Origin of the sequence: Bacillus halotolerans (assembly GCF_004006435.1) — a bacterium.
GTDB lineage: Bacteria > Bacillota > Bacilli > Bacillales > Bacillaceae > Bacillus > Bacillus halotolerans.
In genome coordinates, this window is sequence record NZ_CP029364.1 from 840129 (window position 1) to 866058 (window position 25930).

General features: G+C 44.9%; 21 protein-coding genes. 13 read left to right on the top strand and 8 right to left on the bottom strand.

Annotation, left to right across the window (positions count from 1 at the left end; translation table 11 throughout):
• Nucleotides 1-17 precede the first annotated feature (17 nt).
• Genes gerPC through DIC78_RS04255 form a run of 4 tightly spaced genes read left to right on the top strand, consistent with a single transcriptional unit; the run spans nt 18 to nt 1458 of the window.
• Nucleotides 18-635, top strand: a complete 618-nt coding sequence (gerPC, locus tag DIC78_RS04240; RefSeq protein ID WP_127695508.1) for a spore germination protein GerPC — start codon at nt 18-20, stop codon at nt 633-635.
• Nucleotides 632-814 carry a spore germination protein GerPD gene (gerPD, locus tag DIC78_RS04245; protein WP_024120844.1) on the top strand — a complete coding sequence of 61 codons (183 nt, stop codon included), beginning with the start codon at nt 632-634 and terminating at the stop codon, nt 812-814. The genes gerPC and gerPD overlap by 4 nt, the downstream gene beginning before the upstream one ends.
• A complete protein-coding gene (locus DIC78_RS04250) occupies nt 807-1208 on the top strand; it encodes a spore germination protein GerPE (protein WP_095713668.1) in 402 nt (133 codons plus the stop codon). Before gerPD ends, DIC78_RS04250 begins: the two co-directional genes overlap by 8 nt.
• Nucleotides 1209-1239: 31 nt before the next feature.
• Nucleotides 1240-1458, top strand: a complete 219-nt coding sequence (locus DIC78_RS04255; RefSeq protein WP_095713669.1) for a spore germination protein — start codon at nt 1240-1242, stop codon at nt 1456-1458.
• A 33-nt stretch (nt 1459-1491) separates the two neighbouring features.
• Here DIC78_RS04255 and DIC78_RS04260 read toward each other — a convergent pair whose 3' ends face one another.
• The 5 genes from DIC78_RS04260 to addB all read right to left on the bottom strand — a co-directional run bounded on the left by DIC78_RS04260 (nt 1492) and on the right by addB (nt 13638).
• The gene (locus tag DIC78_RS04260) at nt 1492-1794 is read right to left on the bottom strand and encodes an HNH nuclease-like protein HlpB (protein ID WP_024120842.1); all 303 of its coding nucleotides are present in this window, start codon (nt 1792-1794) and stop codon (nt 1492-1494) included.
• Between the two features lie 13 nt (nt 1795-1807).
• Nucleotides 1808-5200, bottom strand: a complete 3393-nt coding sequence (gene sbcC, locus DIC78_RS04265; protein ID WP_127695510.1) for an exonuclease subunit SbcC — start codon at nt 5198-5200, stop codon at nt 1808-1810.
• Nucleotides 5197-6375, bottom strand: a complete 1179-nt coding sequence (gene sbcD, locus DIC78_RS04270) for an exonuclease subunit SbcD (protein ID WP_106022371.1) — start codon at nt 6373-6375, stop codon at nt 5197-5199. Before sbcD ends, sbcC begins: the two co-directional genes overlap by 4 nt.
• A gap of 71 nt (nt 6376-6446) precedes the next feature.
• Nucleotides 6447-10151, bottom strand: a complete 3705-nt coding sequence (gene addA, locus DIC78_RS04275; RefSeq protein ID WP_127695512.1) for a helicase-exonuclease AddAB subunit AddA — start codon at nt 10149-10151, stop codon at nt 6447-6449.
• On the bottom strand, nt 10138-13638 hold the full coding sequence (gene addB, locus DIC78_RS04280; RefSeq protein WP_127695514.1) for a helicase-exonuclease AddAB subunit AddB: 3501 nt from the start codon (nt 13636-13638) through the stop codon (nt 10138-10140). The genes addA and addB overlap by 14 nt, the downstream gene beginning before the upstream one ends.
• 183 nt (nt 13639-13821) lie before the next feature.
• Between addB and DIC78_RS04285 the strand changes: the two genes are divergently transcribed.
• Nucleotides 13822-14259, top strand: a complete 438-nt coding sequence (locus tag DIC78_RS04285) for a ferritin family protein (RefSeq protein ID WP_044156482.1) — start codon at nt 13822-13824, stop codon at nt 14257-14259.
• Between the two features lie 128 nt (nt 14260-14387).
• Entirely contained in the window at nt 14388-14702 is a 315-nt protein-coding gene (locus DIC78_RS04290) for a four-helix bundle copper-binding protein (protein ID WP_044156484.1), read from the top strand.
• 33 nt (nt 14703-14735) lie between these two features.
• Here DIC78_RS04290 and DIC78_RS04295 read toward each other — a convergent pair whose 3' ends face one another.
• Nucleotides 14736-16466: an SgrR family transcriptional regulator gene (locus tag DIC78_RS04295; protein WP_106022374.1), complete on the bottom strand. Its 1731-nt coding sequence runs from the start codon at nt 16464-16466 to the stop codon at nt 14736-14738.
• Between the two features lie 115 nt (nt 16467-16581).
• Between DIC78_RS04295 and DIC78_RS04300 the strand changes: the two genes are divergently transcribed.
• Nucleotides 16582-17784, top strand: a complete 1203-nt coding sequence (locus DIC78_RS04300; RefSeq protein ID WP_127695516.1) for an MDR family MFS transporter — start codon at nt 16582-16584, stop codon at nt 17782-17784.
• Between the two features lie 107 nt (nt 17785-17891).
• Nucleotides 17892-19046 (top strand): AbrB family transcriptional regulator, encoded by a 1155-nt coding sequence (locus DIC78_RS04305; protein WP_127695518.1) that lies wholly within the window; start codon nt 17892-17894, stop codon nt 19044-19046.
• A 174-nt stretch (nt 19047-19220) separates the two neighbouring features.
• Here DIC78_RS04305 and ntdR read toward each other — a convergent pair whose 3' ends face one another.
• Nucleotides 19221-20210 carry an NTD biosynthesis operon transcriptional regulator NtdR gene (ntdR, locus tag DIC78_RS04310; RefSeq protein ID WP_127695520.1) on the bottom strand — a complete coding sequence of 330 codons (990 nt, stop codon included), beginning with the start codon at nt 20208-20210 and terminating at the stop codon, nt 19221-19223.
• 105 nt (nt 20211-20315) lie between these two features.
• Here ntdR and ntdA point away from each other — a divergent pair, with 105 nt between their 5' ends.
• The 5 genes from ntdA (at nt 20316) to DIC78_RS04335 (ending at nt 25351) form a co-directional block, all read left to right on the top strand.
• Nucleotides 20316-21641 carry a 3-dehydro-glucose-6-phosphate--glutamate transaminase gene (gene ntdA / locus DIC78_RS04315; RefSeq protein WP_127695522.1) on the top strand — a complete coding sequence of 442 codons (1326 nt, stop codon included), beginning with the start codon at nt 20316-20318 and terminating at the stop codon, nt 21639-21641.
• Nucleotides 21613-22458, top strand: coding sequence for a kanosamine-6-phosphate phosphatase (ntdB, locus tag DIC78_RS04320; protein WP_127695524.1), 846 nt, complete (start codon nt 21613-21615; stop codon nt 22456-22458). The genes ntdA and ntdB overlap by 29 nt, the downstream gene beginning before the upstream one ends.
• A 17-nt stretch (nt 22459-22475) precedes the next feature.
• Nucleotides 22476-23528, top strand: coding sequence for a glucose-6-phosphate 3-dehydrogenase NdtC (gene ntdC / locus DIC78_RS04325; protein WP_024120829.1), 1053 nt, complete (start codon nt 22476-22478; stop codon nt 23526-23528).
• Nucleotides 23529-23599: 71 nt separating this feature from the next.
• On the top strand, nt 23600-24805 hold the full coding sequence (glcP, locus tag DIC78_RS04330) for a glucose/mannose transporter GlcP (protein ID WP_106020592.1): 1206 nt from the start codon (nt 23600-23602) through the stop codon (nt 24803-24805).
• 348 nt (nt 24806-25153) lie between these two features.
• Nucleotides 25154-25351: a hypothetical protein gene (locus DIC78_RS04335; protein ID WP_032731040.1), complete on the top strand. Its 198-nt coding sequence runs from the start codon at nt 25154-25156 to the stop codon at nt 25349-25351.
• Nucleotides 25352-25377: 26 nt separating this feature from the next.
• Here the strand turns inward: DIC78_RS04335 and DIC78_RS04340 are convergent, their stop codons facing one another.
• A complete protein-coding gene (locus DIC78_RS04340) occupies nt 25378-25905 on the bottom strand; it encodes a MarR family transcriptional regulator (RefSeq protein ID WP_127695526.1) in 528 nt (175 codons plus the stop codon).
• Between the last annotated feature and the right edge of the window lie 25 nt (nt 25906-25930).

A 25930-nucleotide genomic window follows, 5' to 3' on the forward strand; every position in this document is an offset into this window, starting at 1 on the left:
ATGAGAGGTGAAAGAACATGTATGATCAATCCATTTCCTCTTACTTGCAAAATTTGAATTCCTTCGTTCAGCAGCAGGCGCTGCATATTCAGCAGCTCGAACGCCAGCTGAAAGAGATGCAAACTGAAATGAATACGATGAAACAGCGGCCGGCCACAACCATTGAGCGTGTGGAATATAAATTTGATCAGCTGAAAATCGAACGGCTCGACGGCACGCTGAATATCGGTTTAAATCCGACAGAACCGAACAGCGTTCAAAACTTTGAAGTGAGCCAGACTACACCGGAAATCGGAATGATGCAGCAGGAAGAGAGCGCCCAGCTCATGCAGCAAATCCGGCAGAACGTCGACATGTACTTAACCGAGGAAATCCCGGCTGTTTTGGAGCAGCTAGAAAACCAATATGACAGCAGGCTTGACGACACAAATCGGCATCATGTAATTGAGGACATCAGAAAACAAATAGACAGCCGGATTCACTATTATATGTCCCATATCAAAAAAGAAGAAAACACGCCGCCCAAACAATATGCGGAACATATCGCTGAGCATGTGAAGCGTGACGTGATCCGTGCTGTGGAACATTTTCTCGAACATATCCCCTCCGAGATGAAAGGAGATGAGCAAGCATGATCTTTACCGTCGTCAACCGCAGCCTGGAAGTCGGGGATATCCGAATGAACGGTGTATCCAGTTCCTCTGTTTTCCAAATTGGAGACGCAGAATCCATCTATTTATCTTCTATTTTCGATACGCCGCCTGAATCCCTTATTATCGGTCCGTTTGCTCCGCTGCCGTCGAATCATGCTTAAGCGTATATCACGCATCAGACAGATTAAGTTTAACTCACTCGGAATATCAAGCGTATTTCAAGCAGGCGATACAAACGAAATTGATATGAAAATAAAAGTGCTCGCTGTTCAGCGCTCGCTTTCAACGTTTTATGAAAATGAGGGCTCATTTAACAGAAAGGAGTACCCTATTTTTGATCAGCACGCTGTGAAGCTTCTTCCGGAAACGGGCGTGCAAACCGCTTTTTGCCATGAGGTGCCTGTCATCCATGTCCGCAACATCAAAATTCAAGGGGTCTCATCCTCTTCCGTCTTTCACGCAGGCTCAGCTTCGGTCGTACGCGGCGACGCGCGGATTAAACATATCCGTCAGATTCTGCCTCCAAACTCACAATCGTCCGGCACGGGCATATAATAAACAGAGACTTCTATAAAGGGTGTCGTCTATGCCAGCAATTGTCGGGCCTATAGCTATCAATTCCATATCGGGCGGAGTCGTGAACTTTGGTGATTCCTTTTACCTTTCTCCGAAAAGCTCTTCAAAATCTGCGCTCGGTTCGGGAGCAGGAAACACGGGAGATTTCCTTCTTTTAAACAACGTAGTCAACGCGACAAATTATATAGACCCCGATGTCAGCGATCAGGATATGGTTGGAAACGGATAAAAAGCAGCCGCTCTGCAAAGAGAGGGCTGCTTTTTATTTTTTCTTTTTCCGTTCATTGGACTTCTTTGTTTTAATCAGCTTTTCAGGCGGCTGTTTTCTGATCCATTTAACAAACCGGGCAAGCTGCGGATCGTTTCTGAGCTCTTCTATTCCGGACAGTCGAACTGCCAGCTCCTGATTTGTATACAAGGCGTGGATCTGTTTATGGCAAGGGATGCAAAGCATCGCAGTCGGCAGGAACGTTCCGCCTTCTTCCTTCGGTGTGAGGTGGTGCTCTGTCAGCTGGACATCGCTCCGCCCGCATAGCTCACATATCCCGACAGTCTGTTTTGCCACATCCGCGCCCCCCTTACATCATCTCAAGTGTTACCCTTGTGCCGCGTCCGCTAGGTTCAGCCGGATGTACGATCAGCTTTTTCGGAAGCCGCGCCCGCAGTTCCTGCACATGGCTGATCACGCCGACAGACAGATTGTCTGATTGCAGTTTTTCCAAGGCGGTGACAACCGTATCAAGCAGATCTTGGTCAAGCGTTCCAAACCCTTCATCCAAGAAAAAGAACTGCAGCGGGTATTCACCGCGAAGCTGGATCTGTGCAGAAAGTGCGAGAGCAAGAGAAAGCGAGGTAAGGAAGGTCTCCCCTCCTGACAAGCTTGATACCGGGCGCTTAACACCTCCATTGGCATCATCCCGCATCACAAATCCGCCTTCTGAATCCACTTCAATGGCATAACGCTGTCTTGTCAGCACGCCGAGCCGTGCTGACGCATCCCGTGCAACACTTTCAAGCTGTTCCTCAGCTAAAAATTCAACGAACGTATTGCCTTTAAACACTGCTTGAAGCTTGTCCAGCCTGTCGATATGGGTCTGCCATTTTTTCAGCTCAGCTTCAATTTCATTGAAACGTTTGTGATGGTCGCGGATCACAGCCAGTGCTTTGGCCGCCGCTCCTTTTTCTTCCATAGCAGTCCCAAATGCCTCCTCGGCTTCTTTTAAGGACGTGACGGTTTCGTTCCATTCACTTTCGGATAAGGATCTGCCGGCGAGCTTATCAGACACACGTTTTAAGTTTGCGGCATTTTGCTTACATTTATCCAAAAACTGGTCAATGCTGCCTTTGATCTTTTCAAGCTCATCGGCTGGGATAAGACTGCGCTCCACCTCGTCAGCCCGGACAAAGCGGGTGCTTTTCGCATGTTCAAGCCAATCCGCTTCCGCTTTTTTCAACCTTTCTTCCGCTTCCTTAAGCGTATGCTCGCTTGCTGAAGCGCGGCTTTTTGCCTGATTGAGCATCATTTGGGCGCTTTGCAGCTCTTCATATAGAGATTGTTCTTTTTCCTTTAAACATTTCAGATCCTGCTGAACTGAGCGGAGCTTCGTTTGGATGGAATCCTCTTTTACATAGTCTCCGAGTTCCTGCTTATAATCAGCTACGACGCCCTTCGTACGTTCTGCGGCATAGTGAAGCTCCAGTTTTTCCCTTTCAAGCTGATGGCTCGATTCCCGCAGCCGCTCCTTTTGTGACTCATGCTCAGAAAGAAAAGCGATACTGCGTTCAATTCGTTTCTCGCACTCTTCCGCGGCCCGATCCTTTTCTTCAATGGCTTGCTGCCATTTTTCCGCTTCATCCAGGGATTGGCCTTCAAATGCTTCATGAAACATCTTCTGCTGGCTGTCCATCGAGGACTGAAGCTCTGCGATCATGCTGCCAATACGGTCAGCCTCTCTTTTTTCAAAACTCATTCTTTCATTAAGCTGCTCGACTTTTTTTAATGATTCCTGATATGCGCCAATCATTTGGGTCATTCGTGTTTTGACTGACAGGATGTCCTGTTTGATTTGCTTCCATTCAATTTTTGCGGCATGAAAAGCTTCCTGCACCGGCTGATTCTCGCAGGAAGCAGCTGCCTCAAGGGTCGGCGCTTGAATCGATTTCAAAAACGGACACTGCTCGAGAAAGCGGGCGGACTGCTCTTCAAGTGTGATTTTGGCAGAAAGAATCTCCTGACTGAGCGCCGCCGTTTCTGACAGCAAATCTTCTGTCTGTTTGATTTCTGCTTCAACGTTGCGATCCGGCTCATATGTCCCATGTGCTGAGGCAGACGGATCATGATCGGTTGAACCGCAGACCGGGCAAGGTTTTCCGGCAATCAATTTTTCCGATAACTCCTTGGTAAGTGCCGCCATTCTTGCTTTCTCACGCTGAGTATGAAGTGTGTTTTGTCGCTGTTTTGCCTGATCAGCAGTACGCGTAAGGGATCGTTCCGTCTCGCAGACCATATGATACACAGCTTGCACAGCCTCATATGCCTGTATGATTTTATTTTCTTCCGCTTCAGCCTTTTGAACGAGTGTGTTCTTTTCCTCATTCATCTTCTGTAATACAAGGTTCAATGCGTCAATGCGTTTTTTCTCTTTTGCCAGCTGCTCCTCAGTCTGTCTGATCCGCAAAGCCATTTCAGCGGCCTGCTGGCAGCTTTTCCGCTCATCAGTGGTTACCTGCAAGGTTTTGAGCTGCTGTTTTAATTCCGTCTGTCTGTTTTGTCCCCTTGTAAGACGGTCAGTTACGGTTTCTAATTCCTTCATGACAGATTGAAGATTTTCGGCCTTCTGCTGAAGTTCAGCCTGTTTGCGCTCTGCCTCCTGCTGGGCCTCTCTCAATTTGATTTCGATCTCCTGCAAGCGGAAGAGCTGTTCCTGCTCAGCTAAAAGCTCTGGCTCTTTCTCGCTTTTATGGCGGCGCCACGCTTCATATTCTCCATTCTTTTGCTGAAAGAAAGCGGTACGTTCTGTTAAATCCTTTTGGGCAAGCACTTCTTCCCTCGCGGCCTTCTCCTCATGCTGTACCGCTTCCAAGTACCGGTCCGCATACGGCTTTAAAGCGGCTGCTGTTTCCGCTTCCGCCAGGCGTTTTTGCATGCTGCCGACATGCGGTTCTTCCTCTTCAAGCCGCTTTTTCTCTGCTTCATAAACGATTTTTTCCTTTTGGACATTCCAGATCTCTTGATGCTCCGCAAACCGTTCTTTTATTTGATCACGATTTTTTCTCACTGATTCCAGTTTGGCTTCCGCTTGTTCAACCGCTTGTTCAGCTTGTTCAACCGCTTCTGAACTCGCCTCGCCGAGACCCGATTGCTCTGCAAGCATTTCGTTTTTTCTCGCATTGGCTTCCTGCGCCTGCCGTCTCAGCTTTTTCACAAGGCGGTCTCCATACTGTTCCAAATTGAATAAACGCTGAAGCATATGCCTGCGTTCCGCCCCTTTTAAGGAAAGAAATTCAGCAAACTTCCCTTGCGGCAGCACAACCGCTCTCGTAAAGTCGTCGATGGTCAGCCCCAAGAGCTCCTCGACTCTTTTGTTCACTTCATTGGCCTTATCAGCAAGCACAGTTTGCTCATCCTTGATCTCGATGAAACGGCAAAGTGCTGTTTTCACCTTCATTTCATCCGTTCTCTTAAACACACGCTCGACTTTGTAAGAGGTTTGATGATTAGTCTGAAGCGCAAAGGTAAAGGAAACAGTCAGCGAATCTTCCGCATGGTTTAAGATCCCGTGCGTATTGTTCGCCGCCCGCTCTACCTTTCCGTATAAAGCAAGGGTCATCGCATCAAGGATCGAGGATTTACCGCTTCCTGTCGGCCCGAAAATACCGAAGACACCCGCACCGGAAAGGCTGTCAAAATCTATCGTCTGCTCCTCCCTAAAGCTGTGGAGCCCTTTTATCGTTAAGGCGATCGGCTTCATCTTGCTTCCTCCTCATCTTCTGCGCCTGATGCAAGCTCTAAAAACAGCTTCACCATTTCATCATCCGGCACTGCGCCGCCTGTCTGTTTTTCATAAAATTTCTTAAAACGGTCTTCGATGGACACATGCCTAACCTCGATCCGTTCGCGCTCAATGTTTTGTTCTTCAAAGACCGGCCTGATATGGATAAAGCCCGGATGTGCTTTTCGCAGTCTGTGAATGTCTTCAAGTGACAGCTGGTCCGTCACACGGATTTCAAGATCAATCCAGGCATTCTGATCCCTGCCTTCTTCGAGCCAGCTGTATACCTCGCTTAAACCATTTGCCGCTTTCCATTTTACGAGAGACTTGCCGCTTGATAATAAAACCTCATGCCATGAGGCCTCTTCGCCAGGCTTTGCGTCTACAATGGTCACCGATTTGGCGTAGCCTGCCTCAGAAAAGCTGTAGGCCAGCGGAGATCCAGAATACCGCGCAAGCGTTCGCGCCCGTTTAATCGTTTGCGGCCGATGCAAATGGCCGAGCGCCACGTAAGCGGCCTCCGCCGGCAGGCTTTCAGCGGCCACCGTATAAGCGCCGCCGACTTCAATCGGCCGCTCCGAGTCCGTTTGGTTGCCGCCCGCAACATAAATATGGCTGGCGGCAATCTTTACGGCGTCTTTTCGGTAGCGGCTTGTAATCTGTTCAAACGCCTGCCTGATTTTCACATCATAGTGATCACGGAGAAGTTTCTCATCAAATATATCGGAAAGAACTTCATTTAACCGTGCCTCAGACGGATATGCCAGCGCTCCGACAGCCAAAAGCTCACCTGCTGAAGGCACTTCTATATGAAGCGGTTCAGTTGTCGGATAGCCGATTAAATAAATGCCGTTCTCATGTGTCAGCGGTGAAGCAGCGGACAATCTGTCAGGATTATCATGGTTTCCGGCAATGATAACGATCGGGCGCTTTCCTCTGTCACTGAGAGCGGACAGGCTTTCATAAAATAACTGCTCGGCTAAAGCCGGCGGGTTCACGGTATCAAACGCGTCTCCCGCCATCACAATAGCATCGATCTGCTCTTCCTTTACGATTGTATTCAGTTCGTCCAATACATCCGCCTGTTCACTCAGCCTGCTTCTTCCTTCAAGGGTTTTTCCTAGATGCCAGTCAGCCGTATGTAAAATCCGCAAATGCGTTCACCTCTCTTTTGTATAGAAAACGAGATCCGCTCCGTCTGAATTCCCGGAGCTTATGGATCTCGTTATAAAGTCAGAATGTGCCCTCCGTCAAAGAAATAAAGCGCACACCCTCTTACCTTCGTTTGAGCAATTTGTTCAACGGCCCTTGTGTACAGCTGAATTTGCGTTTCATATCTCTTTTTCAGGATCGGGGCTGCTCCTTCAAAGCCGTGCTGGAATTTACCCTCAATTCGGTCTGTTTTATAGTCCAGCAAATATAAGCCATCCTCTGTTTCGTAGAGACAATCGATGATCCCCTGCACCAATAGCGGCTCATCCGCCTCTTTCGCATCAGGATAAATCTCTTTTGCCGGAAGCGCCAAACTGAATGGAACTTCGCGGTTCTTCCATTTAGCGCCGATCAGTTTTTCGCCAATTTCCGTATGGAAAAATTGAACGATTTCCTCGATATTGATAGCGGATTGCTGTTCTTCGGTGAGCAGCTCTTTTTCATAAAGATGCTGCACTGTCCGCTCCGCTTCTTCTATCGTCGGCACATGTGTCAGCGGAATATGCTGCATGACCGTATGCATAGCTGTTCCTTTTTCTGCTGCTGTCAGGCCTTTTTTCATCATGAAAGCCGGGCGTCTGTACAGAATGCTTCCATCAGCCGGTTTAACGGGCGCCCGTCCGCTGTATTCGTCTTCGTACTCTCTTCTTCTCTTAATCTCAGAAACAGACTGCTTCGTGCGAATTTGTGTCACCTCGCGATGCGGATACTTCCAGGCCAGCCGCTCGCGAGCTTTTTCCTCAAATGCAAACGGGCCGGGAACCGGTTCACCACGGCGGATCGCTTCAAGACGTTCGCTTTTTTCTTCCAGTCTCTCTTCCAGCTCATCATCAAGCAGATCATATGAATGAATCATTTGAATAGCAAAGCGGGCCGGATGGCCTGATATATCAGAAACCGCTGCCGTACCGCCCTCAGCTAAAGACTCCAAGTCTCTGTGTCTGACAAGAGCTGGTCCGATGAAATCCAAATACGTTTTCGCCTGATAGCGGTCAAATTCCGGCAGAAGCCAGTCAGCTTGGGACGCGGATGCCTGCCATTTTGCCAGCTGTTTCTGATGATCCTTGCATGAGCCTACAAGAAACAGCTTTTCCTTTGCCCTCGTTAAAGCAACATAGAGGACACGCAATTCCTCAGACAGCAGTTCCCTGCGCATTTTTTTCTTCATCGCGATGAGCGGAAGCGTCGGATAGCTGATGCGCCATTCAGGATGGATAAATTTCGTGCCAAACCCAAGCTCCTTGTCCAGCAGGTAGGATTTGTTGAGATCCATCATGTTGAAATTCCGGCCGAGTCCCGCTGTGAAGACGACTGGAAATTCGAGCCCTTTGCTGCTGTGAATCGTCATCAAACGGACAACATCCTCCTGTTCGGTCAACGCTCTCGCCGTTCCCAGATCATCGCCCCGTTCCTGCATGCGTTCGATAAACCTCAAGAAGCGAAACAGGCCGCGAAATGCCGTCGATTCATATTGGCGCGCCCGGTCATAAAGGACACGCAAGTTAGCCTGGCGCTGTTTTCCGCCCGGCATCCCGCCGACATAATCCATATATTTTGTGTCGCGGTACACTTCCCAGATCAGCTCGGACACCGAATGGTTTTTCGAAAAAGCGCGCCACTTTTGCAAATGTCCGTAAAACGTTTGCAGCTTTTGATAGAGCTCATCGTTTCGGTCGCCGGCTGCCAGATAGTCTTTCATTGCTTCATAGTACGGCGCCTTTTTGTTTTCAAGCCGGATCAAAGACAGCTCGTTCTCGTCAGCACCGACAATCGGTGAACGCAGAACGGAAGCAAGCGGAATATCCTGATACGGGTTATCAATCACCTTCAGGACAGAAAGCACCACAGACACTTCTACCGCATCAAAGTATCCTGATGTTAAATTGGCGTAAACCGGTATGCCCTGAGCTCGCAGTTCCTCCATGATTTGCGGCGCCCACGGCATCGATCGCAGCAAAATCACGATATCGCGGTATTGAATATTGCGGTGTGTCTTCGTTTTCCCGTCATATACTTTAAATGGCGATGAGATCAGCTTGCGTATTTCTTTAGCGATCGCTTTAGCTTCGAACTGCACCGTTTCCAGCTCTTCCGCTTCCTCGCCTGCGTCCGCCTCCTCTGACTTGTCAATCAGCAGCAGCTCTGTTTCCGTTTCGTTGTTTTCCGGATACGCCGCTCCGAGTTTCAGCTCAGCCTGTTCATCATAATCTACCTCGCCGATTTTGCCGCCCATCAGCTGTTTGAACAAGAAGTTTGTGCTGTCTAAAATATCAGCCCTGCTTCGAAAGTTTTTGTTCAAGTCGATTTTCCGGCCAGTACCTTCTCCGCTCTCTGTAAACCGTTTGTACTTTGAAAGAAAAAGAAGCGGCTCCGCAAGCCTGAATCGATAAATCGACTGTTTGACATCTCCTACCATAAACAGGTTGCCTGTCTCTTCCGGCCCGCTTGTGACGAGCTGAAGAATGGATTCTTGCACCAGGTTGGTATCCTGATATTCATCGACAAGCACCTCATGAAACTGCTCTTGATAAAATCTTGCCGCCTCACTCGGCTCACGTTCGCCTTTTTCGTTCACAGCGGTCAAGATGGACAGGCAATAATGCTCCAAATCAGAAAAATCGATAAGCGATTTCTCCTGCTTCGCGGCTTCAAACCGTTTCCCGTAGCTGATAACAAGCTGGACGAGTGTTTCAATGACAGGCTCCATGTCAGCCAAACTTTTTACATGCTGCTCCGGGCTTCTGGTGAAGTAATCGGTTTTAAGTTTTTCAAGCAGTTTTTTGGCGCCATTTCTTAAGTCTGTCGCTTCATCAAGCAAGACGGGATCGAACTCGTCCCCTTTCACCGCTTTTGCACGCTTAAAGGAGACAGCGGGCACGCGTTGATAAAGTTCATTGAAGTCATCCTGATGCTGAATCAGGTCATCAATCTGCGCGAGATCATCGAGAAAATTTTCAGCGCGCGGCGCAGGTCCGCCCGGCGCTTTTGTCAGCTCAAGGGCACGCTGCAGCTTTTCCTTTGCTCCGTCCAGCACCATCGCAATATCTTCTTTGACATACGGATAAAACGGCAGTTCCTCGATCGCGCTCTTTTCTGTTACATCATACAAATGAACAAAGCTTTTCAGCCATGTCTCCGGATCAGGATGGGAACGGGAATACTCGTACACCTGTTTCACGAGATATTGCAGATCTAAGTCATGCCGGTCAGTCGTGTAGCGGTCGACAAGCTCAAAGAACGCCTTATCACCCTTTGCATATTCATCCTCAAACAGCTCATCAAGCACCTCGTCCCCGAGAAGCTCGCCTTCTGTCTGATCAGCAATCCGAAAGCCCGGATCAAGATCAATCAGGTAGTAATATTTTTTCAGCACCTGCAGGCAAAACGAATGAAGCGTTGAAATGCTGGCCCGGTTTAACAGCGACAGCTGGCGTCGGATATGCAGTGATCCTGGGCGTTTCACCAGCTCTTTTTCCAGTGCATCCGCGATCCGGTGTTTCATCTCTGCCGCTGAGGCGTTTGTAAAGGTGACAACGAGAAGCCGGTCTACATCAATCGGATTTTCTTCCGCCGTGATTTTCCGGATCATTCTTTCGACAAGAACAGCGGTTTTACCGGAGCCTGCCGCCGCTGCCACAAGGATATCCTGGCCGGTTGAGACGATGGCATTCCACTGGTCATCTGTCCATGTGCTGTCTGCCGGTTTAGGAATGTTCATTGCCATCAGCCTCCTTCTTTATCCAATCAAGTACCGTCTTGTCCTTTTCGGCCTTTAACAGACGATACTCGTTTTCTTCTAATGATTCATCAAATTGGCATACTGATTTGAACGCACAGTATGTGCAAGGCGTCTTGTTCTTCATTTTATACGGCTCAATGGATACGCGCCCGTCAGTGATTTGCTCGCCTGCTTCTTGGAAGGTGCGGCGCACATGCTTCGTCAACAGCTCAAATTCTTTTTCACCGACTGCCGCTGAATCCGATCTGAGTGAGCCGTCTTTCTTCAGGCCCGCATTGATGATATTTGATCTTCCTTCTTGAAGGGTTGTATCCATGAGGCGAATCGCTTCCTGATCACCAAGGAGGAGGCCCTTCATCTTAAATTTCTTAAAAATTTCCTGTTCAATTTCATCAAGTCCGAGCGGAAGATTCGATTGGATCATCGGGTCATGAATATGGAAATACAGCACTCCGGCCGGCGTGGCTTTCATTCCTAGCCAGTCTAACGAATGTGTAATCGATAAATCCAGATACGTCAGCATTTGCAGCGCAAGTCCGTAATACACTTCCGCCAAGTCAAGGCCTTTATCGCTGGATTTATAGTCGACAATTCGGAGGAGCAGGCCTTTAGAGCTTTCCGCTTTATCCACGCGGTCAATCCGCCCGACGAGCTCCATCGTACAGCCGTTTTTCAGCTTAAAGGTAAGCGGCGGGAGCGGGCCCTTTCCGCCAAAGCCCAATTCAAGGCCGATCGGCACGAATCCGCTCGCTTTTGCATGCTCGCTTAAAATGCCGGATACGCGTGTCACAATTTTTTGCAGTTTTTCCTTCACGTAATAATGTCTGTTTGAACTGAGCAGAATTTCTTTTTGCAGTTTCGGCGCCAGCCGCTCGACCGCATCATAAGAAAACAGCTCGCACTGCTCCTTCGTTAGGTCGCGCCAATCTATTTTTTGCTCACGAAGCCGGTCTGAAATCAGTTTTAAGCTGGAGTGAAAGAGCTGCCCGATATCCGGTGCTTCAAGCTTGAAAAATTGACGTTCCTTCAGATGCAACCCGTGGGACGCAAAATGGGAGAACGGGCAAGCGTTAAAGGTTTCCATCCTCGACACGCTCCCTTGAATGCGTTCACCATAGAGCTGTCTCGATACAGAGCGTTCAAGCTGCTTGACTTCATTTCGGAAAAACAGGCTAGAGAAAAGCTTTTTCGATTCCAGCCTGTCAGGTTCATTCATCAGCGCATTATACGCGCTCCACCAGACGTCGCTGATCTCATATTCCCTCGTCCATAATCTGAGCTGGCTAGCGGTGTATGATTGCGCCACGCTTTTATTGACAAGGTACATAAGCTGTTCCTCATCGCTGACCTGCTCCGGTTCATTTGTCAATAGACGCTCACGATGCTGCGGAAACAGTTCTTCCAGCCGCTTGATTACAATCGACGGCAAAAGCGTTTTCCCTTCCGCATCAGCAATCGGATACGTCACATAAAGGCGGTCAGACGGGCTTGAAAGCGCCATATAGATGAGGAAATGCTCATCAAGCAGACGCTCCCGCCCGCCGGAGGAAAGCTCTATACCTATCGTCTTCAGCCACTCACGATCATCATCCGACAGCACCCCGTTTTCGTCAGGGCGAGCCGGCAGGACGCCGTCGTTTGCCCCGATCACAAAGGTGTATGAGGTGCCGTATATTCTGGACAAATCCATATTGCCGACAAACACCTGATCAAGCGCCGGAGGGATGAGAGAGAATGTCAGCGACTCTGCACCAGTCTCCATCATTTGCTGAAACAAATCGAGAGAAATGTCATCTTCGCCCATCATTTCCACAAACTCCTCAAGCAGCTGAATGACTGCATCCCACGCCTGCTGGTGCTGCTGCGCTTCAATGATTCTGCCGTCTTCCTCAGCCCGCTGTCTTTCCTGATCCAGCTTCAGCGGCACATCCGTCTCTTCTAAATAACGGTAAAGCGCCTCCGCCTTCTCTTGAACCGTTTTTGCTTTTTTCATTCGTTTCTGCAGCTGGAACAGCGGCGGAACAATCCAATCGCGCGTGTCATTCAGCATGTTTTCTATTTCGATTTCTTGATCGGTCTGCGCAAATTCATCATCTAACGACACAAAACGCCTGTAATGGAAACGATCACCCTTTGTCCAGCGATCGCCTTTGATCCCGTAAGCGATACAGTAATTCTCCAGCTGATCAACCTGCTCTCTTACCTTGGCCTTCGGCTGGTTAAGCGGAAATAACAGTTCGGTTTTCACGCAGCGGAACACCGCTTCATAACGCCAATTTCCCTTTAATACGTCAAGGCTTGACCGGATAAATTCTACTAACGGGTGGTTCAGCATAGATGTTTTCCCGTCAATAAAATAAGGAATCTCGTAATCTGCAAATACTTCCTTGACCATATCCTTATAGTCTTCCGGTTGACGCGCTAGAATCGCCATATCCTTGTAACGGTAGCCCTTCTCTCTGACAAGGCTGTGGATTTCCCGGGCAATACCTTCCAGCTCTGCTCGTCTGTTTGCGGCCTGCATCACGGTAAAAGCCTCTTGTTTCTCAGCAAACGGAATAACCGGACGCGCTTCATACTGTGCTTCTAAATGGGCTAATTCCGGTGCGCGCTTGTGCCGCTTTGATTCATCAAGCTCTTTATAGGTGATGTCCAGATTCAGTTCCTTTGCCGTCTGGTGGAGGCGATAATACGTTTTTCCCGTCATTCTGAACAAATCAAGTTCCTGCGGCTCCCCCTCATGTGACGGCTTGTCCGCTGTGAGTGAAAACGTGATATGCTCTGCCTGAAGCATAAGCTGCTCTAACACCCTGAATTCCTGCGGTGTAAACTGATAAAAGCCGTCTACATAGACATGTGCCCCTTTCAAATCTTCCGCCTGCGGGATATGCTCTGCCAATAGCGTCAAATAATCCTCAGAATGAAGATACTGATCCTCAAGGCTTTTTTCCATCTGCTGGTACAGGATCGATAAATCATGAAGCTTTTCAGATAAAACACGTTCCCCCCGATACTCGGAAGCTGTTCCGCTATCCGCCATCCGTCGAATATCTTCCGGTTCCAGACAGTATCTCTTAAACTCAGTCAGCATCCGTTCTACCTGTGCGGTAAAACCGCTTTTATCACTTGCTTTTTGATAGACTTTAAACTCCTGTTTGTGCTCTTCAATGAGCTTCCGCAGGAGCATCTGTACGCCCGTGCTCGTAAGAAACGGCCTGCTCATTCCTCCCGTATGCTGGAGGACGCGCCAGGCCAGTCGTGAAAAGCTGAAGACTTGAGCACGAATCATGCCGCCCGTATCAGGCGTTTTAGCAAGCTCGTATTCCATTAAAAACGTCATTTGATCCGGGACTAGAAAAATGATCGGTTTCCCGAATGGAGCCCGGCGCAGTTCATCTTGAATGCTGTCGATGATCAGCTTCGTTTTTCCACTCCCGGACCTGCCTACTAAAAACTCTGCTCCCAAATTAGAAGACCCCTCTCTTTTTATCTGTTTATATTTTATCGAATATTGACGAAAATGACCAATCTGATCTATTGGTAAAAACGGCCTTTTCACTTATGAGAAGTGAATTTCTCCGCACATGTTTTCTGGCCTCACATATACTTTTACAGAAGCCCAATTTCTTAAGAATGGAGTTGAACCCCCTTGTATTACAGCTATTTTCCTTATCCAGCGCAATATCGGGAAGACCCTGTTTTGATTCAAAATCTCCAGAAAGCCATCAACGGAGAATTCAGCGCGGTTCAATGCTACCGCAGGCTTGCTGAACTTGCCCACCCTGCCGATGTCAGAAAACAAATTGAAGAAATCAGGCGCGATGAGATCCGCCATCTCCGTGATTTCTCCTCATTATACGGAGCCATTACAGGCAAACCTATCATGCCGAAACAAACAGAAAAATGCCCGGACACTTTTACAAGAGGACTTGATGCCGCTTTTAAAGATGAACAGAAAACCGTTGACTTTTACTTACGCGCAGCTGAGGAAACCTCAAATGTAAAGGCAAAGGGTATCTTTACGCGCGCCGCACGAGATGAACAAAACCATGCTGTCTGGTTTTTATACTATTTGATGGATCGCTAGCACCCGTTTTGATCGACACGACCAGATTATATTTACACCCATCTCCCCCTAAAACACACTCCACTGTTTTTCTTAACCTCAGCCGGGAAACATAAAATCATACACGAACATATGAGGGGGAATCAAGCATGCAGCAAACCATTGAAGCTTGTATCACATGTATGGAAGCTTGCAACCATTGTTTTACAAAATGTTTGGAAGAAAGTGCGCACCACGATCTGAGCGGCTGCATCCGGCTTGACAGGGAATGTGCGGATATTTGCGCGCTGGCAGTGAAAGCCATGCAAACGGACAGCCCCTTTATGAAAGAAATTTGCGCACTTTGCGCCGATATTTGTGAAGCCTGCGGCACTGAATGCGAAAAGCATGATCATGATCATTGCCAAGCGTGTGCGACGTCTTGTTTTGCCTGCGCCGATCACTGCCGCAAAATGGCTGCGTAACGAAGCATGAGAGGGGTCAAATGAGAGCCCTCTTCACTCTTTTGACAGCCATACAGAGTAAAAATCAATCCACCCCTCTTCATCGAGCATCAGACCCTCAACAGTTTCACTCGATGCAACCTCAAGCACATTTTGATACAGCGGAATCGCGCTGAAATCACCTATAAGCTGACGGTCAATTTGTTTTACTATATTCATTCTGGAAGGCCGGTCGGGCAATGAAAAAAACCGTTCTATCATTTCTGAAAATGTCCGTTTCTGTTCATTTGAAAGATGCTGATGCAAAAAGCTGTTCTCCGAAAGCAGCAAATGCAAAAAACCAAACTCGCCTTCTTCATAAAACGTTGCGCTGTCATGAATGATGTCAGCCATTTGTACGATTTCCGGGCGGCGCAAATCGGCAGCAGCACAAAATTCCAGGTCAAGCCTAATGCCGTTCCGTTCACAAACCTCTTGAATCCACGCTGCGTCCTCGCGATGATCCGTTTCAGAAAAGGTAAACAGTGACAGCGTTTCCCCCGCATATCCGCTTTTTTTCATTAATTCCGCAGGGGAAGCATCTCCCCAGTCAAAAGGCGCCGGGTGGAAAAAAGATGATACCGGAATGCTTCTGTGTCCTCCCGCCTCACGAACGAGCTGTTCAGATGAAATCAGCAGCCGAAGGGCTTTTCTCAAGCTTAGATGCTGAAGCGGCCCTTTCTTTCTGAGGTTTAGTGACAAATATTGAACATGCCGTTCTTCAAAAACAGTTTGCCGCTCAGGAGGTTTCTGTTTTTCTCGAAGGGTAAAACCGTACATATCATCTGCTTGCTCAGAAAACACAAACTCAATACGATCTAAGAATGCCCGGCCCTTAAAGTACCGCTCGTTGGCTTGAAGAATGAACATGTGTTCGTCATGCTGAACAAGGCAAAAAGGTCCCGTCCCATTCACCCCGCCGTTCATTTCTGCCGGCAGGATAGACAGCCGTTCATCACAAAGAATATATGGCAAAAGCTCATTCGGCTGATCGAGCTCAATGTCCACACAAAAAGGCCCTTTCTCTGAAATCCGTTCAACACCTTTCAGCAGCCATTTATATGGATTTTCATCATGATCCATAAAACGCTGAAACGTAAATACAACATCCCTTGACGTCAATGGCTTTCCATTATGAAAAGAAACGCCTTTCCGAAGAAAAAATCGCCACCTTTTTTTCCCTGCCTTATTCCATCCGTGGATCAAATGCGGCTGCGGCTCTCTCTTTTCCCGATCAAATCGGAGCAGTGTATCATAAATCTGCTTGACAAAATGGCCCTCTGACCGCAGAAAAATCCTGCACGGATCAAAACTGCTTACCGCTGCTGGGGCTATAAACAAGCGCAGCACATCCTGTTCACCATCCTGTCCGGTTTGTGTTACAAAACCGAATACCTCAGAAAACCACATGTCATACATATTTTGAATCCCCGGAAATGCCGGCTGATAATGGTCAAGCAGTCCTTTTGCTTTTTCAAGTTTACCGGCTGTTGTATATTCCTTGGCAGTTTGAAGCAGCAAATCTTCCGGCTGACGGAGAAAAGCGATTTTTGATTTATGGCCGCGCCCCGATCCGCTTTCGCGAATGATCCATTTTTTGCTCTCCATCTTATGTAAAATCAGCTTCGCATTTCTCTCTGTACAATATAAACAAGCCGCAATCTCACTGAGCGGCATTTCCTTCATCTGTCCCGGTTCGCCGCTCTCAGCTTTTGCGAGCGCCACATAGTGGTCAATCAGCTTCAATCCCTGCACCTCCTGACAAAAAAGGGGAATCTTTTTCTCTTATTTTCTTCTCTTTTTGGCCCGCCGCCCCTTCTATACACTACTACTATATCAAACAGCGAAAGGCGGAAATCACATGTTTATCCTCTTCCAATCAATTAAATCCCGCTACACAGCACCCGTTTGGCTCCGATTTTTCGGCGAAATGCTGACAAGCCTGACAGGGGCCATGATGGGGCCGTTTATGGTGCTGTATCTGCATGAGCAATTAAACGGAAGCGTGATGCTTCCCATGCTTATCATCAGTCTTCAGCCCTTCGCTGATATTTGCCTGACACTCATAGCGGGACGTGTGACAGATCAGCTCGGACGGCGAACAGCGATCCTGACTGCCCTGCTTCTGCAAACAGCGGCAATGGCGGGTTTTGTTTTTGCTCATGATGCGTATTTTTTCGCTTTCCTTTATATCCTCAACGGCATCGGCAGATCCCTGTACATTCCTGCATCACGCGCACAGATCGCCGAAAGCACGCCGGAAAGCAGACGTTCGGAAGTTTTTGCCGTCATCAATGCCATCTACTCAGCAGGCTTGACGGCAGGTCCGCTGCTTGGGCTGCTGCTGTACGCTCATGATCCCGTTTGGATATTTGCACTAGATGCCGCGGCGCTGTTCATTTATTTTCTTATCGCCGCCTTTAAATTACCAGAAACAAAGCCGCTAAAAGCAGATCATCCCGCAGCATTATCCGCGCGTTTCACAAGATATCGGCCTGTTTTGATCCTTTTGCTGCTTTCTCTCCCAATCAGCATGTTATACGCGCAAACAGAAACGACATACAGGCTGTTCAGCAAAAGTATGTTTCCTGATTACCTGTCCATGCTGGCAATCTACTCGGCGGCAAAAGCTTTATTAAGCTTTGTTCTTCAAGTCCCTTTAGTAAAATGGACAGAAAAGTTTCCGATGAAAGCGATTCTTCTCATCACCTATATCAGCTACTCACTTGCGGCCGCCGGCTTTGCATTCTCAACATCTTTGACGCTGATTATGCTGACTGCTGCCGTGATGACGGTTGGAGAAAGCATCGGACTCACTCATATCCAAACCTTTATTTCCCGGCTGGCGCCGCCGCATATGCTCGGCCGTTTCTATGCGATATACGGCTTGCATTGGGATATTTCACGGTCAATCGGACCGCTGGCCGGCGGACTGATCCTGACTTCGTTTGGCGGGGAAATCATGTTTTACAGTCTTTCCGCTTGTCTTCTCGCCGCCGGTTTCTTGCAGTCTCATATCATGGAGAAGATTGAATATAAGGTCATAAGAAAAGTGAATGGCTGACAGAAAAAAATTCATAATTTCATTATCAACAAAAATATACTATAGTAAGGATACATTCACTACATGAACAATTGGAGCTGTAAGTTAATAGGAAGAAGGGTTTTATATTGAAGAAAGACAAAAATCTCCTCACAGATCTATGGTTTATTGCAATCAGTGCAGCCGGGGGGTTTATTCTTTCGTTAACCGGAATATCGATCGGATGGATGATCGGAACGCTGATTGTCGCCTGCTGTCTCGCTATGCTACGGCCGGCTTGGCTGATGATGGCGCCAGATCAAAAAGGAATTAATCGCCGGTGGCTCGCTCTCGGGCAGATGATCCTCGGCATTGAATTGGGCCAAAAGCTGAACCTATCCGTTCTGTCTGTCCTCAAAGATCATTGGTTTTCGGTCGGCATCATGCTGATTTTATCGATACTTCTTGCCATGCTGTCAGGCTATGTGCTGTGGCGTTTCAGCAAAACGGATATGATGACCAGCTTTGTCGGCACGGCTCCCGGCGGACTGTCCGCCATGCCGAGTATTGCTCAGGAGGTCGGTGCCAATACCGCTATTGTCAGTCTCGTTCAAATGATGCGGGTGCTGCTCGTGGTCCTGTCTATTCCGTTTTTGGTTATCCTGATTTACGCTAAACAAGATGGCCCTGCAAGTGCCGCAACACAAACGGTATCCGCTGCTACGACAGAAATCGGGCTCGCTCCCGTACTGTGGACCGGCGTTCTCATTTTCATTGCCTGGGGAGCTTGTAAAGCGGCAAAATATTTAAAATTTCCCGCTCCGTGGCTGCTCGGCAGTATGCTCGGTGTAGCGGCCGTGCACATAGGCGGCGCTTCAATAACAGGCCATGACATGCTTGCATGGTGGCCGTCACAGGCCAACCATCTTTCGCAGATATTTCTGGGGGCTACAATCGGTTCTAAGATGTACAAAAGCATGTTTGCCGGCGTTACACGTATCATGATCGTCGGTTTCATTTCATCAGTCGGCTTAATTGCCGCTATGCTTTTAAGCGCGGTGATCGTTTCCAAACTGACAGGGATTTCGCTGATCACCTCTGTTTTGGCATTTGCACCCGGCGGCATTGCAGAAATGGCGACGACGTCTGTTACATTGCATGCCGATTCCACCTTTGTCGTTGCGGTTCAGGTCATACGCGTCATCCTTGTCATCGCCCTCTTGCCGCCGTTTTATCGTCTGCTTCACCATCTTCATGGTGAAAAAAAAGGCAAAGAGAGTTCGATAAGCGGCAGCAATGCCTAGTTAAAAAAAGGAATACTTAGGAAGAAAAGGGCAGGAGCGACTCTATTCTGCAGAGTATGGAGACTTCAAAATGAGGCAGGAAAGTGAAATTTCCTGATTGAAAAAGAGGTTATATATGATAACCTCTTTTTTCTATACAAAGTGATAAAATGATAAGGAAGTGAAAATTTATAGTTACGTTGATTCTCTTATAATAAGATTTGTTGGCAGTTTAATAATTTTTCTGTTTAAAGAAGTGTTCCCCGAAATATACTCGATTATTTTCAACACAGCCTGTTGACCTAATTCTATTATGGGAATATCAATTGTTGTTATGGTCGGAGTAACGACTTGGCAAATCGAATGGTTGTCAAAACCAATTACAGCTAAGTCTTCTGGAACTTTAAAGTCATTTTTTATCGCCTGTTTAATAATCCCTGCGGCGACTTGATCATTTCCTGTAAATATTGCTGAGGGTCTGTCCTTTAGATCCTTTATCTTATGAAAAACACGAAAGCCATCCTCGATATTAAACAATTCGCCGAATATCCATTCGTTTCTATGATGTAAATTGTAATCTTGTAAAGCTTTCAAGTAACCCTCTCTCCTCTGACATTGAGCTTCGCTATATGGAGTATCAAAACAAAATCCAATTTTTTTATGTCCTCTTTCAATTAAATGTGCTACCCCCATGTATGCGGCTTCAAATTCATCATACCCAATGATCGTTATGTCCGCTGAGTGATGATATTCATTACACAATAAGATAGGACCATACTTTAAGAAAGGGGATATCTTATCCCATTCATTTTCTAAAGTTCCAAGAATAATGCCATCAACTTCTTTATGTTTCAATAACTCTAATAATTCCAGCTCTGTCTGTTTGTCATAAAAGGTTTGAAATACAATGACCTTGTAATTCTTAAACAGCGCTTCATGAGAGACCCCTTTAATTAATTGAGCAAAAAATGGATGGTCGATACTCGGAACCGATAAAGCTATCGTTTGTGTCTTATTTCTCCTAAAATTCCGAGCTAAATAATTGGGAGTGTAGTCAAGATCGTTAATAGCCTCTAAGATCATATCTCTTTTTTCTTTTGATACATAAGGATGATTATTCAATACTCTTGATACTGTGGTTTTAGACACATTGCACAATTTTGCTATTTCATCAATTGTAGGCATATTTTCCCTTCCTCAAAAAAGTTATTGACATGTTATCGGTTTCAGAAATTAGGATAAATTTGTATCAAATTTTCCAGATTATAAAAATCATTGGAGGTACTGTTCATGCAAAAACAGGTTAGAGTTTCAGGTAAAAGTAAAGAAAACATGTTATTGCTAAAACACTTAAAAGGTGACATGCAAGGAAAAGAACTTGTTATTGAAGACAGTATTGCAAACGAGCGGTGGAAACAAGTATTAAAAGAAAATACAGATATTGAAAACGACCTTTTCAACTACCAAAAAAATCGTGAAATCAGTAAAGTCCCTTTTATGCCTGTAGACAGATTAATAACCAATGATGAAGTGGATGATATCTTAAATACTTTAACTAAAGTTTTGCCAACTGGAAAATTTACGAGTGGTTCCTATTTAGAGCAATTCGAAGATGTTTTATCTACATATTTACATAAAAGGTATGTAATTGCAACTAGCAGTGGAACGGATGCTATTATGATAGGATTATTGGCTTTAGGGTTAAACCGCGGGGATGAAGTGATCATGCCAGCTAATAGCTTTTCAGCTACTGAAAATGCTGTGTTAGCTTTGGGAGGCGTTCCTGTCTATGTAGATATTAACCCGCAAACATTCTGCATCGATCCTAACAAAATCGAGGAAGCAATAACTCCTTATACAAAATTTATTCTGCCTGTGCATTTATACGGAAAACATTCAGAAATGAAGCATATCCGTCAAATAGCCAATCGTTATCAATTGAAAGTAATTGAGGATGCTTGCCAAGGAATTGGACTGACAGACTTAGGAAAGGATGCAGACATCACTACATTAAGTTTTAATCCATATAAGAATTTTGGTGTATGTGGTAAGGCTGGAGCAATAGCAACTGATAATGAAGAACTCGCTAAAAAATGCATTGAATTTAGTTATCATGGTTTTGAAGTAAATGTAAAAAATAAAAAAGTCATCGATTTTGGACTTAACTCAAAAATGGACAATTTACAGGCAGCAATTGGTTTAGAGAGGATTAAGTATCTTTCATTAAACAACTTCAAAAGACTATTTTTGGCGGATAGATATATTACTCAATTAGCAGAATTACAGAATAAAGGTCTTATTGAATTACCGGAATTAAGTGAAGATCATGTGTGGCATCTGTTTCCTATTAAGGTAAGAACAGAAGAGAGGACAAATATCATGACGAAATTAAATGAAGGTTTTGGTGTTCAAACAGATGTATATTATCCAATCCTGTCTCATATGCAAAAAACTCCTTTAGTACAGGACAAGTATACAAAACTCCAATTGGTTCATACGGAAAAGGCTCATAGTCAGGTACTGCATTTGCCATTATATCCGTCATTTACTTTAGAAGAACAAGACAGAGTAGTGGAGGGTCTGTTTCATGTTATTAAGCAAGAAGTCAGAGTATAAAACGTTATCCAAGGTTGACCATCCTAAGTATATTGTTTTTTGTGATTTTGATGAAACGTATTTTCCGCATACAATCGATGAACAAAAACAACGAGACATATATGAACTCGAAGATTATCTAGAACAAAAAAGTAAAGATGGGGAACTGCTCATCGGATGGGTTACCGGGAGTAGTATAGAATCTATTCTCGATAAAATGGGACGAGGAAAATTTAGATATTTCCCGCATTTTATAGCTAGTGATCTTGGAACTGAAATTACGTACTTTTCAGAGCATAATTTCGGACAGCAAGATAATGAGTGGAACAGTCGTATAAATGAAGAGTTTAGTAAAGAAAAGATTGAGATACTTGTAAAACAGTTACATGAAAATCATAACATCCTTTTGAATCCGCAAACTCAATTAGGAACGTCACGGTATAAGCATAATTTTTATTATCAGGAACAAGATGAAATAAACGACAAGAAAAACCTATTAGCAATTGAAAAGATCTGCGAGGAATACGGAGTTTCAGTTAATATAAATCGTTGCAATCCCTTAGCAGGTGATCCAGAAGACAGCTATGATGTAGATTTTATACCCATGGGAACAGGAAAGAATGAAATTGTAAAGTTTATGTTAGAGAAATACAACCTAAATACTGAAAAAGCTATCGCATTTGGAGATAGCGGAAATGATGTTCGGATGTTACAGGCAGTAGGAAATGGATATCTACTTAAAAATGCAACACAAGAAGCCAAAAATCTGCATCAATTGATAACCGATAGTGAGTACTCAAAAGGAATTACCAATACCTTGAAAAAATTAATTGGATAATGAGGAGGAAATAGAGTATGAAGAAGATTGGTATCATAGGTGCAGGCGGTATTGCAAGAGCGCACGCAACTGCTTTATCTACAATTAAAAATGCAGAGTTAGTAGGGGTGTATGACATAAATCAACAAAATGCGGAAAGCTTTGTTAAAACTTTCGGTGGGAAGACATATGAAAATGTAGATGAACTAATTGATGTCTCAGAAGGTTTAATTGTAGCATCTCCAAACTTTTGCCATAAAGAACATGCTTTGCAAGCATTAGCAAAACATAAGCATGTATTGTGTGAAAAGCCTATGGCTATTTCTCTTGAAGAAGCAAGCATTATGAAAGATACTGCTGAAAGGTTAGACGTAAGAGCTAGTATGGGATTTAATTATAGATATTTGTCTTACGTAAATATCTTAAAAAGCTTAATTATCAATAATGAACTAGGTAACATACTGTCCATAAAAGTACACTTCAAGAAAAATAGTGCACTTAGACGTAAGAAGTTTACTTGGAGAGATGACGCTAATAGTAAGAAGACCAGCGGGTCATTGGGGGATCTGGGTATTCACCTTATCGACATGGTATGGTATTTGTTCGAGAGTGATTTCATCACAGAATCAGTAAGGGCAAAGATGAACACAAATGTAAAAACAAAAGAGGATAAACAGGTACTTGTAGATGACTATGCAGAAATTTATGGTCAACTGAAGAACAAGGTATTTGTAAATATCATCACATCAAAATGTTCTGTACCTGAAGACTGCGGTTTTAGCATTGAGGTAGTTGGACACAAAAAAGAGTTTAAATACCACACAGGCAATCCTCACGTTTACAAGCTCATAGATGGCTTGAACGTGGTAGACTGCCCAGTGCCGCAAAGTCTCTTAAACGATCCGCCAAACGAATTTTATGGGTGGGCTGATTCTTTTAGAAGCGAGTTAATCAATTGGATTTCATCAACTCAGAAAGATTGGGTTGAGATCCCTTCTTTTAACGATGGTTTTAGATCTCAGGAAGTATTAGAAATGTTCTTTGAGAAAGATAGCAACTCTCAAACAATGTCTGTTTTAGCAGTCAACTAGTATTTCGAAGAGATAAGTTACTGAAAAAGCAGGAATTTATTTTCCTGCTTTTTCATATAGGGGTGTAATGAATGTTAAGAGGGACATATTTATTTGGATATGCTTTCTTTTTCACAGTGGGTATTATCCATATATCAACAGGAAGTTTGACACCATTTCTTTTAGAGTCTTTTAACAAGACAACAGATGATATTTCGGTCATCATTTTCTTTCAGTTTACCGGATTCCTAAGCGGGGTATTAATCGCACCGTTAATGATTAAGAAATACAGTCACTTTAGGACACTTACTTTAGCTTTGATCATAATGCTTGCAGCGTTAAGTATCTTTTTTCTCACTAAGGATTGGTATTATATTGTTGTAATGGCTTTTCTCTTAGGATATGGAGCAGGTACATTAGAAACGACAGTTGGTTCCTTTGTTATTGCTAATTTCGAAAGTAATGCAGAAAAAATGAGTAAGCTGGAAGTCCTCTTTGGATTAGGCGCTTTAACTTTCCCATTATTAATTAATTCCTTCATCAATATCAATAACTGGTTTTTACCGTATTACTGCATATTCACCTTTTTGTTCGTCCTATTAGCAGGGTGGTTAATTTTCTTATCCAAGAACCGAAAGTACGCTAAGAATGCTAACCAGCAAGTGGCCTTGCCAAATGTAGGAGCATTTCAATACTTTATAGGAGACAGAAAAAAATCAAAGCAATTAGGCTTTTTTGTATTTTTTGCTTTTCTGTATGCTGGTATCGAAACAAATTTCGCCAACTTTTTACCTTCAATTATGATAAACCAAGACAATGAACAAATCAGTCTTATCAGTGTCTCCTTTTTCTGGGTAGGGATCATCATAGGAAGAATACTGATTGGTTTCGTAAGCAGAAGGCTTGATTTTTCTAAGTACCTCCTATTTAGTTGCAGTTGTTTAATTGTTTTGTTGATCGCCTTCTCTTATATAAATAACCCAATACTTCAATTGGGTGGCACATTTTTGATTGGTCTAAGTATAGCGGGCATATTTCCCATTGCTTTAACACTAGCATCAATCATTATTCAAAAGTACGTTGACGAAGTTACAAGTTTATTTATTGCTTCGGCAAGTTTCGGCGGAGCGATAATCTCTTTCTTAATTGGATGGAGTTTAAATCATGATACGATCTTATTAACCATGGGAATATTTACAACGATGGCGGTAATTCTAGTAGGTATTTCTGTAAAGATTAGGAGAACTAAAACAGAAGACCCTATTTCACTTGAAAGCAAAGCTTCAAAAACACAGTAAAAAAATTAAAGATACTAATAGGCGTATCGTAAGTAAGAAGAGGACTTAATGTCCTCTTTTTTATCAGAAGAAAACAGTGTTTTAGCAAGGGAGATAGTAGATGATAGAAGTGATTATGATTCTGTACCTGTCCGAGATACGTTCAGGTAACAAGCAAAGGTATTTACAGAAATGTTTTATGATACATCCATAAATCAAGGTATACTAGACTGTTGCTCCCCATCAAAAATAATTCCTAAATTTCCTCAGCATATTCTGAGGAAGCATCAAAAGCCAAAGATCGAATTTTGAGATTAACCGAAGATGCATGTAAACTAAAGGAGAAATCATAAAATTAATAGGGGCGTTATGATGAAAAAGATTTTTAAAGGGAGTTTGCTGCGCGACAACCCCGAGAAAGCAATGCACTTATATTATGGAATATGTTTAGGAATCTGGCTGATTTATAATTTGGTGACATCCAGCTCCCCTGGACTGCCGCTTATCATTTTAGCCGGAGGAAATCTGATTTACCTTACAATCTTGAAAAAGAAAGAAGAAACGTGAAAAACACGCACCTCAGTGCGTGTTTTTTATTTAAAAACGTTATGAAGCCCCTCTTCCATTTCTTCTGAGGACGGATACCATTTCGTCGCCAAATCCCGGAACAGCCTTTCCGCAAACAGAATCTCTTCCTCTGTATAACGGTCAAAAAAGGAAAGAAAACGCTGCTCAACCTTTTGATGATAGTATTGATGCAAGTTGTGCAGCTTCTTCCCTGCCGGCGTCAAACGGAAGTAGACCTCCTTCTTATTATCGCTGAGCTGTGTTCTGTGAAGGAAGCCGGCGCCAAGCAATTTTGTGCTGATGCGTGACACCGTCGCTTTCGTCGTATTCATTTTGTCGGCAATCGAAGTGACATTGATCGGCTCATGCTCCCCCACACAGGAAAGAACATGAATTTCTGTCATCGTTAATTGAGATTTTTGTCCGTGCTCCTGATCCAGCTTCTTCATTTCATCAGCCAAAAAGACTTTTATGAGCCCCTCCCATTTCTCCTGCTGATGAATGAGTTCCGCATATAATTCAAAAATGTTGCGTTTCGTATGGTCTGTATTCATCGGATTTTCCAACCTTTTTCATTCA

What these genes read in the sequence shown, in the direction of transcription:
- gerPC (WP_127695508.1), top strand. Translation starts at nt 18, where the DNA reads ATGTATGATCAATCCATTTCCTCTTACTTGCAAAATTTGAATTCCTTC.
- gerPD (WP_024120844.1), top strand. Translation starts at nt 632, where the DNA reads ATGATCTTTACCGTCGTCAACCGCAGCCTGGAAGTCGGGGATATCCGA.
- DIC78_RS04250 (WP_095713668.1), top strand. Translation starts at nt 807, where the DNA reads ATGCTTAAGCGTATATCACGCATCAGACAGATTAAGTTTAACTCACTC.
- DIC78_RS04255 (WP_095713669.1), top strand. Translation starts at nt 1,240, where the DNA reads ATGCCAGCAATTGTCGGGCCTATAGCTATCAATTCCATATCGGGCGGA.
- sbcC (WP_127695510.1), bottom strand. Translation starts at nt 5,200, where the DNA reads ATGAAGCCGATCGCCTTAACGATAAAAGGGCTCCACAGCTTTAGGGAG.
- addA (WP_127695512.1), bottom strand. Translation starts at nt 10,151, where the DNA reads ATGAACATTCCTAAACCGGCAGACAGCACATGGACAGATGACCAGTGG.
- DIC78_RS04290 (WP_044156484.1), top strand. Translation starts at nt 14,388, where the DNA reads ATGCAGCAAACCATTGAAGCTTGTATCACATGTATGGAAGCTTGCAAC.
- DIC78_RS04300 (WP_127695516.1), top strand. Translation starts at nt 16,582, where the DNA reads ATGTTTATCCTCTTCCAATCAATTAAATCCCGCTACACAGCACCCGTT.
- ntdR (WP_127695520.1), bottom strand. Translation starts at nt 20,210, where the DNA reads ATGCCTACAATTGATGAAATAGCAAAATTGTGCAATGTGTCTAAAACC.
- ntdA (WP_127695522.1), top strand. Translation starts at nt 20,316, where the DNA reads ATGCAAAAACAGGTTAGAGTTTCAGGTAAAAGTAAAGAAAACATGTTA.
- ntdB (WP_127695524.1), top strand. Translation starts at nt 21,613, where the DNA reads ATGTTATTAAGCAAGAAGTCAGAGTATAAAACGTTATCCAAGGTTGAC.
- ntdC (WP_024120829.1), top strand. Translation starts at nt 22,476, where the DNA reads ATGAAGAAGATTGGTATCATAGGTGCAGGCGGTATTGCAAGAGCGCAC.
- glcP (WP_106020592.1), top strand. Translation starts at nt 23,600, where the DNA reads ATGTTAAGAGGGACATATTTATTTGGATATGCTTTCTTTTTCACAGTG.
- DIC78_RS04335 (WP_032731040.1), top strand. Translation starts at nt 25,154, where the DNA reads ATGATGAAAAAGATTTTTAAAGGGAGTTTGCTGCGCGACAACCCCGAG.
- DIC78_RS04340 (WP_127695526.1), bottom strand. Translation starts at nt 25,905, where the DNA reads ATGAATACAGACCATACGAAACGCAACATTTTTGAATTATATGCGGAA.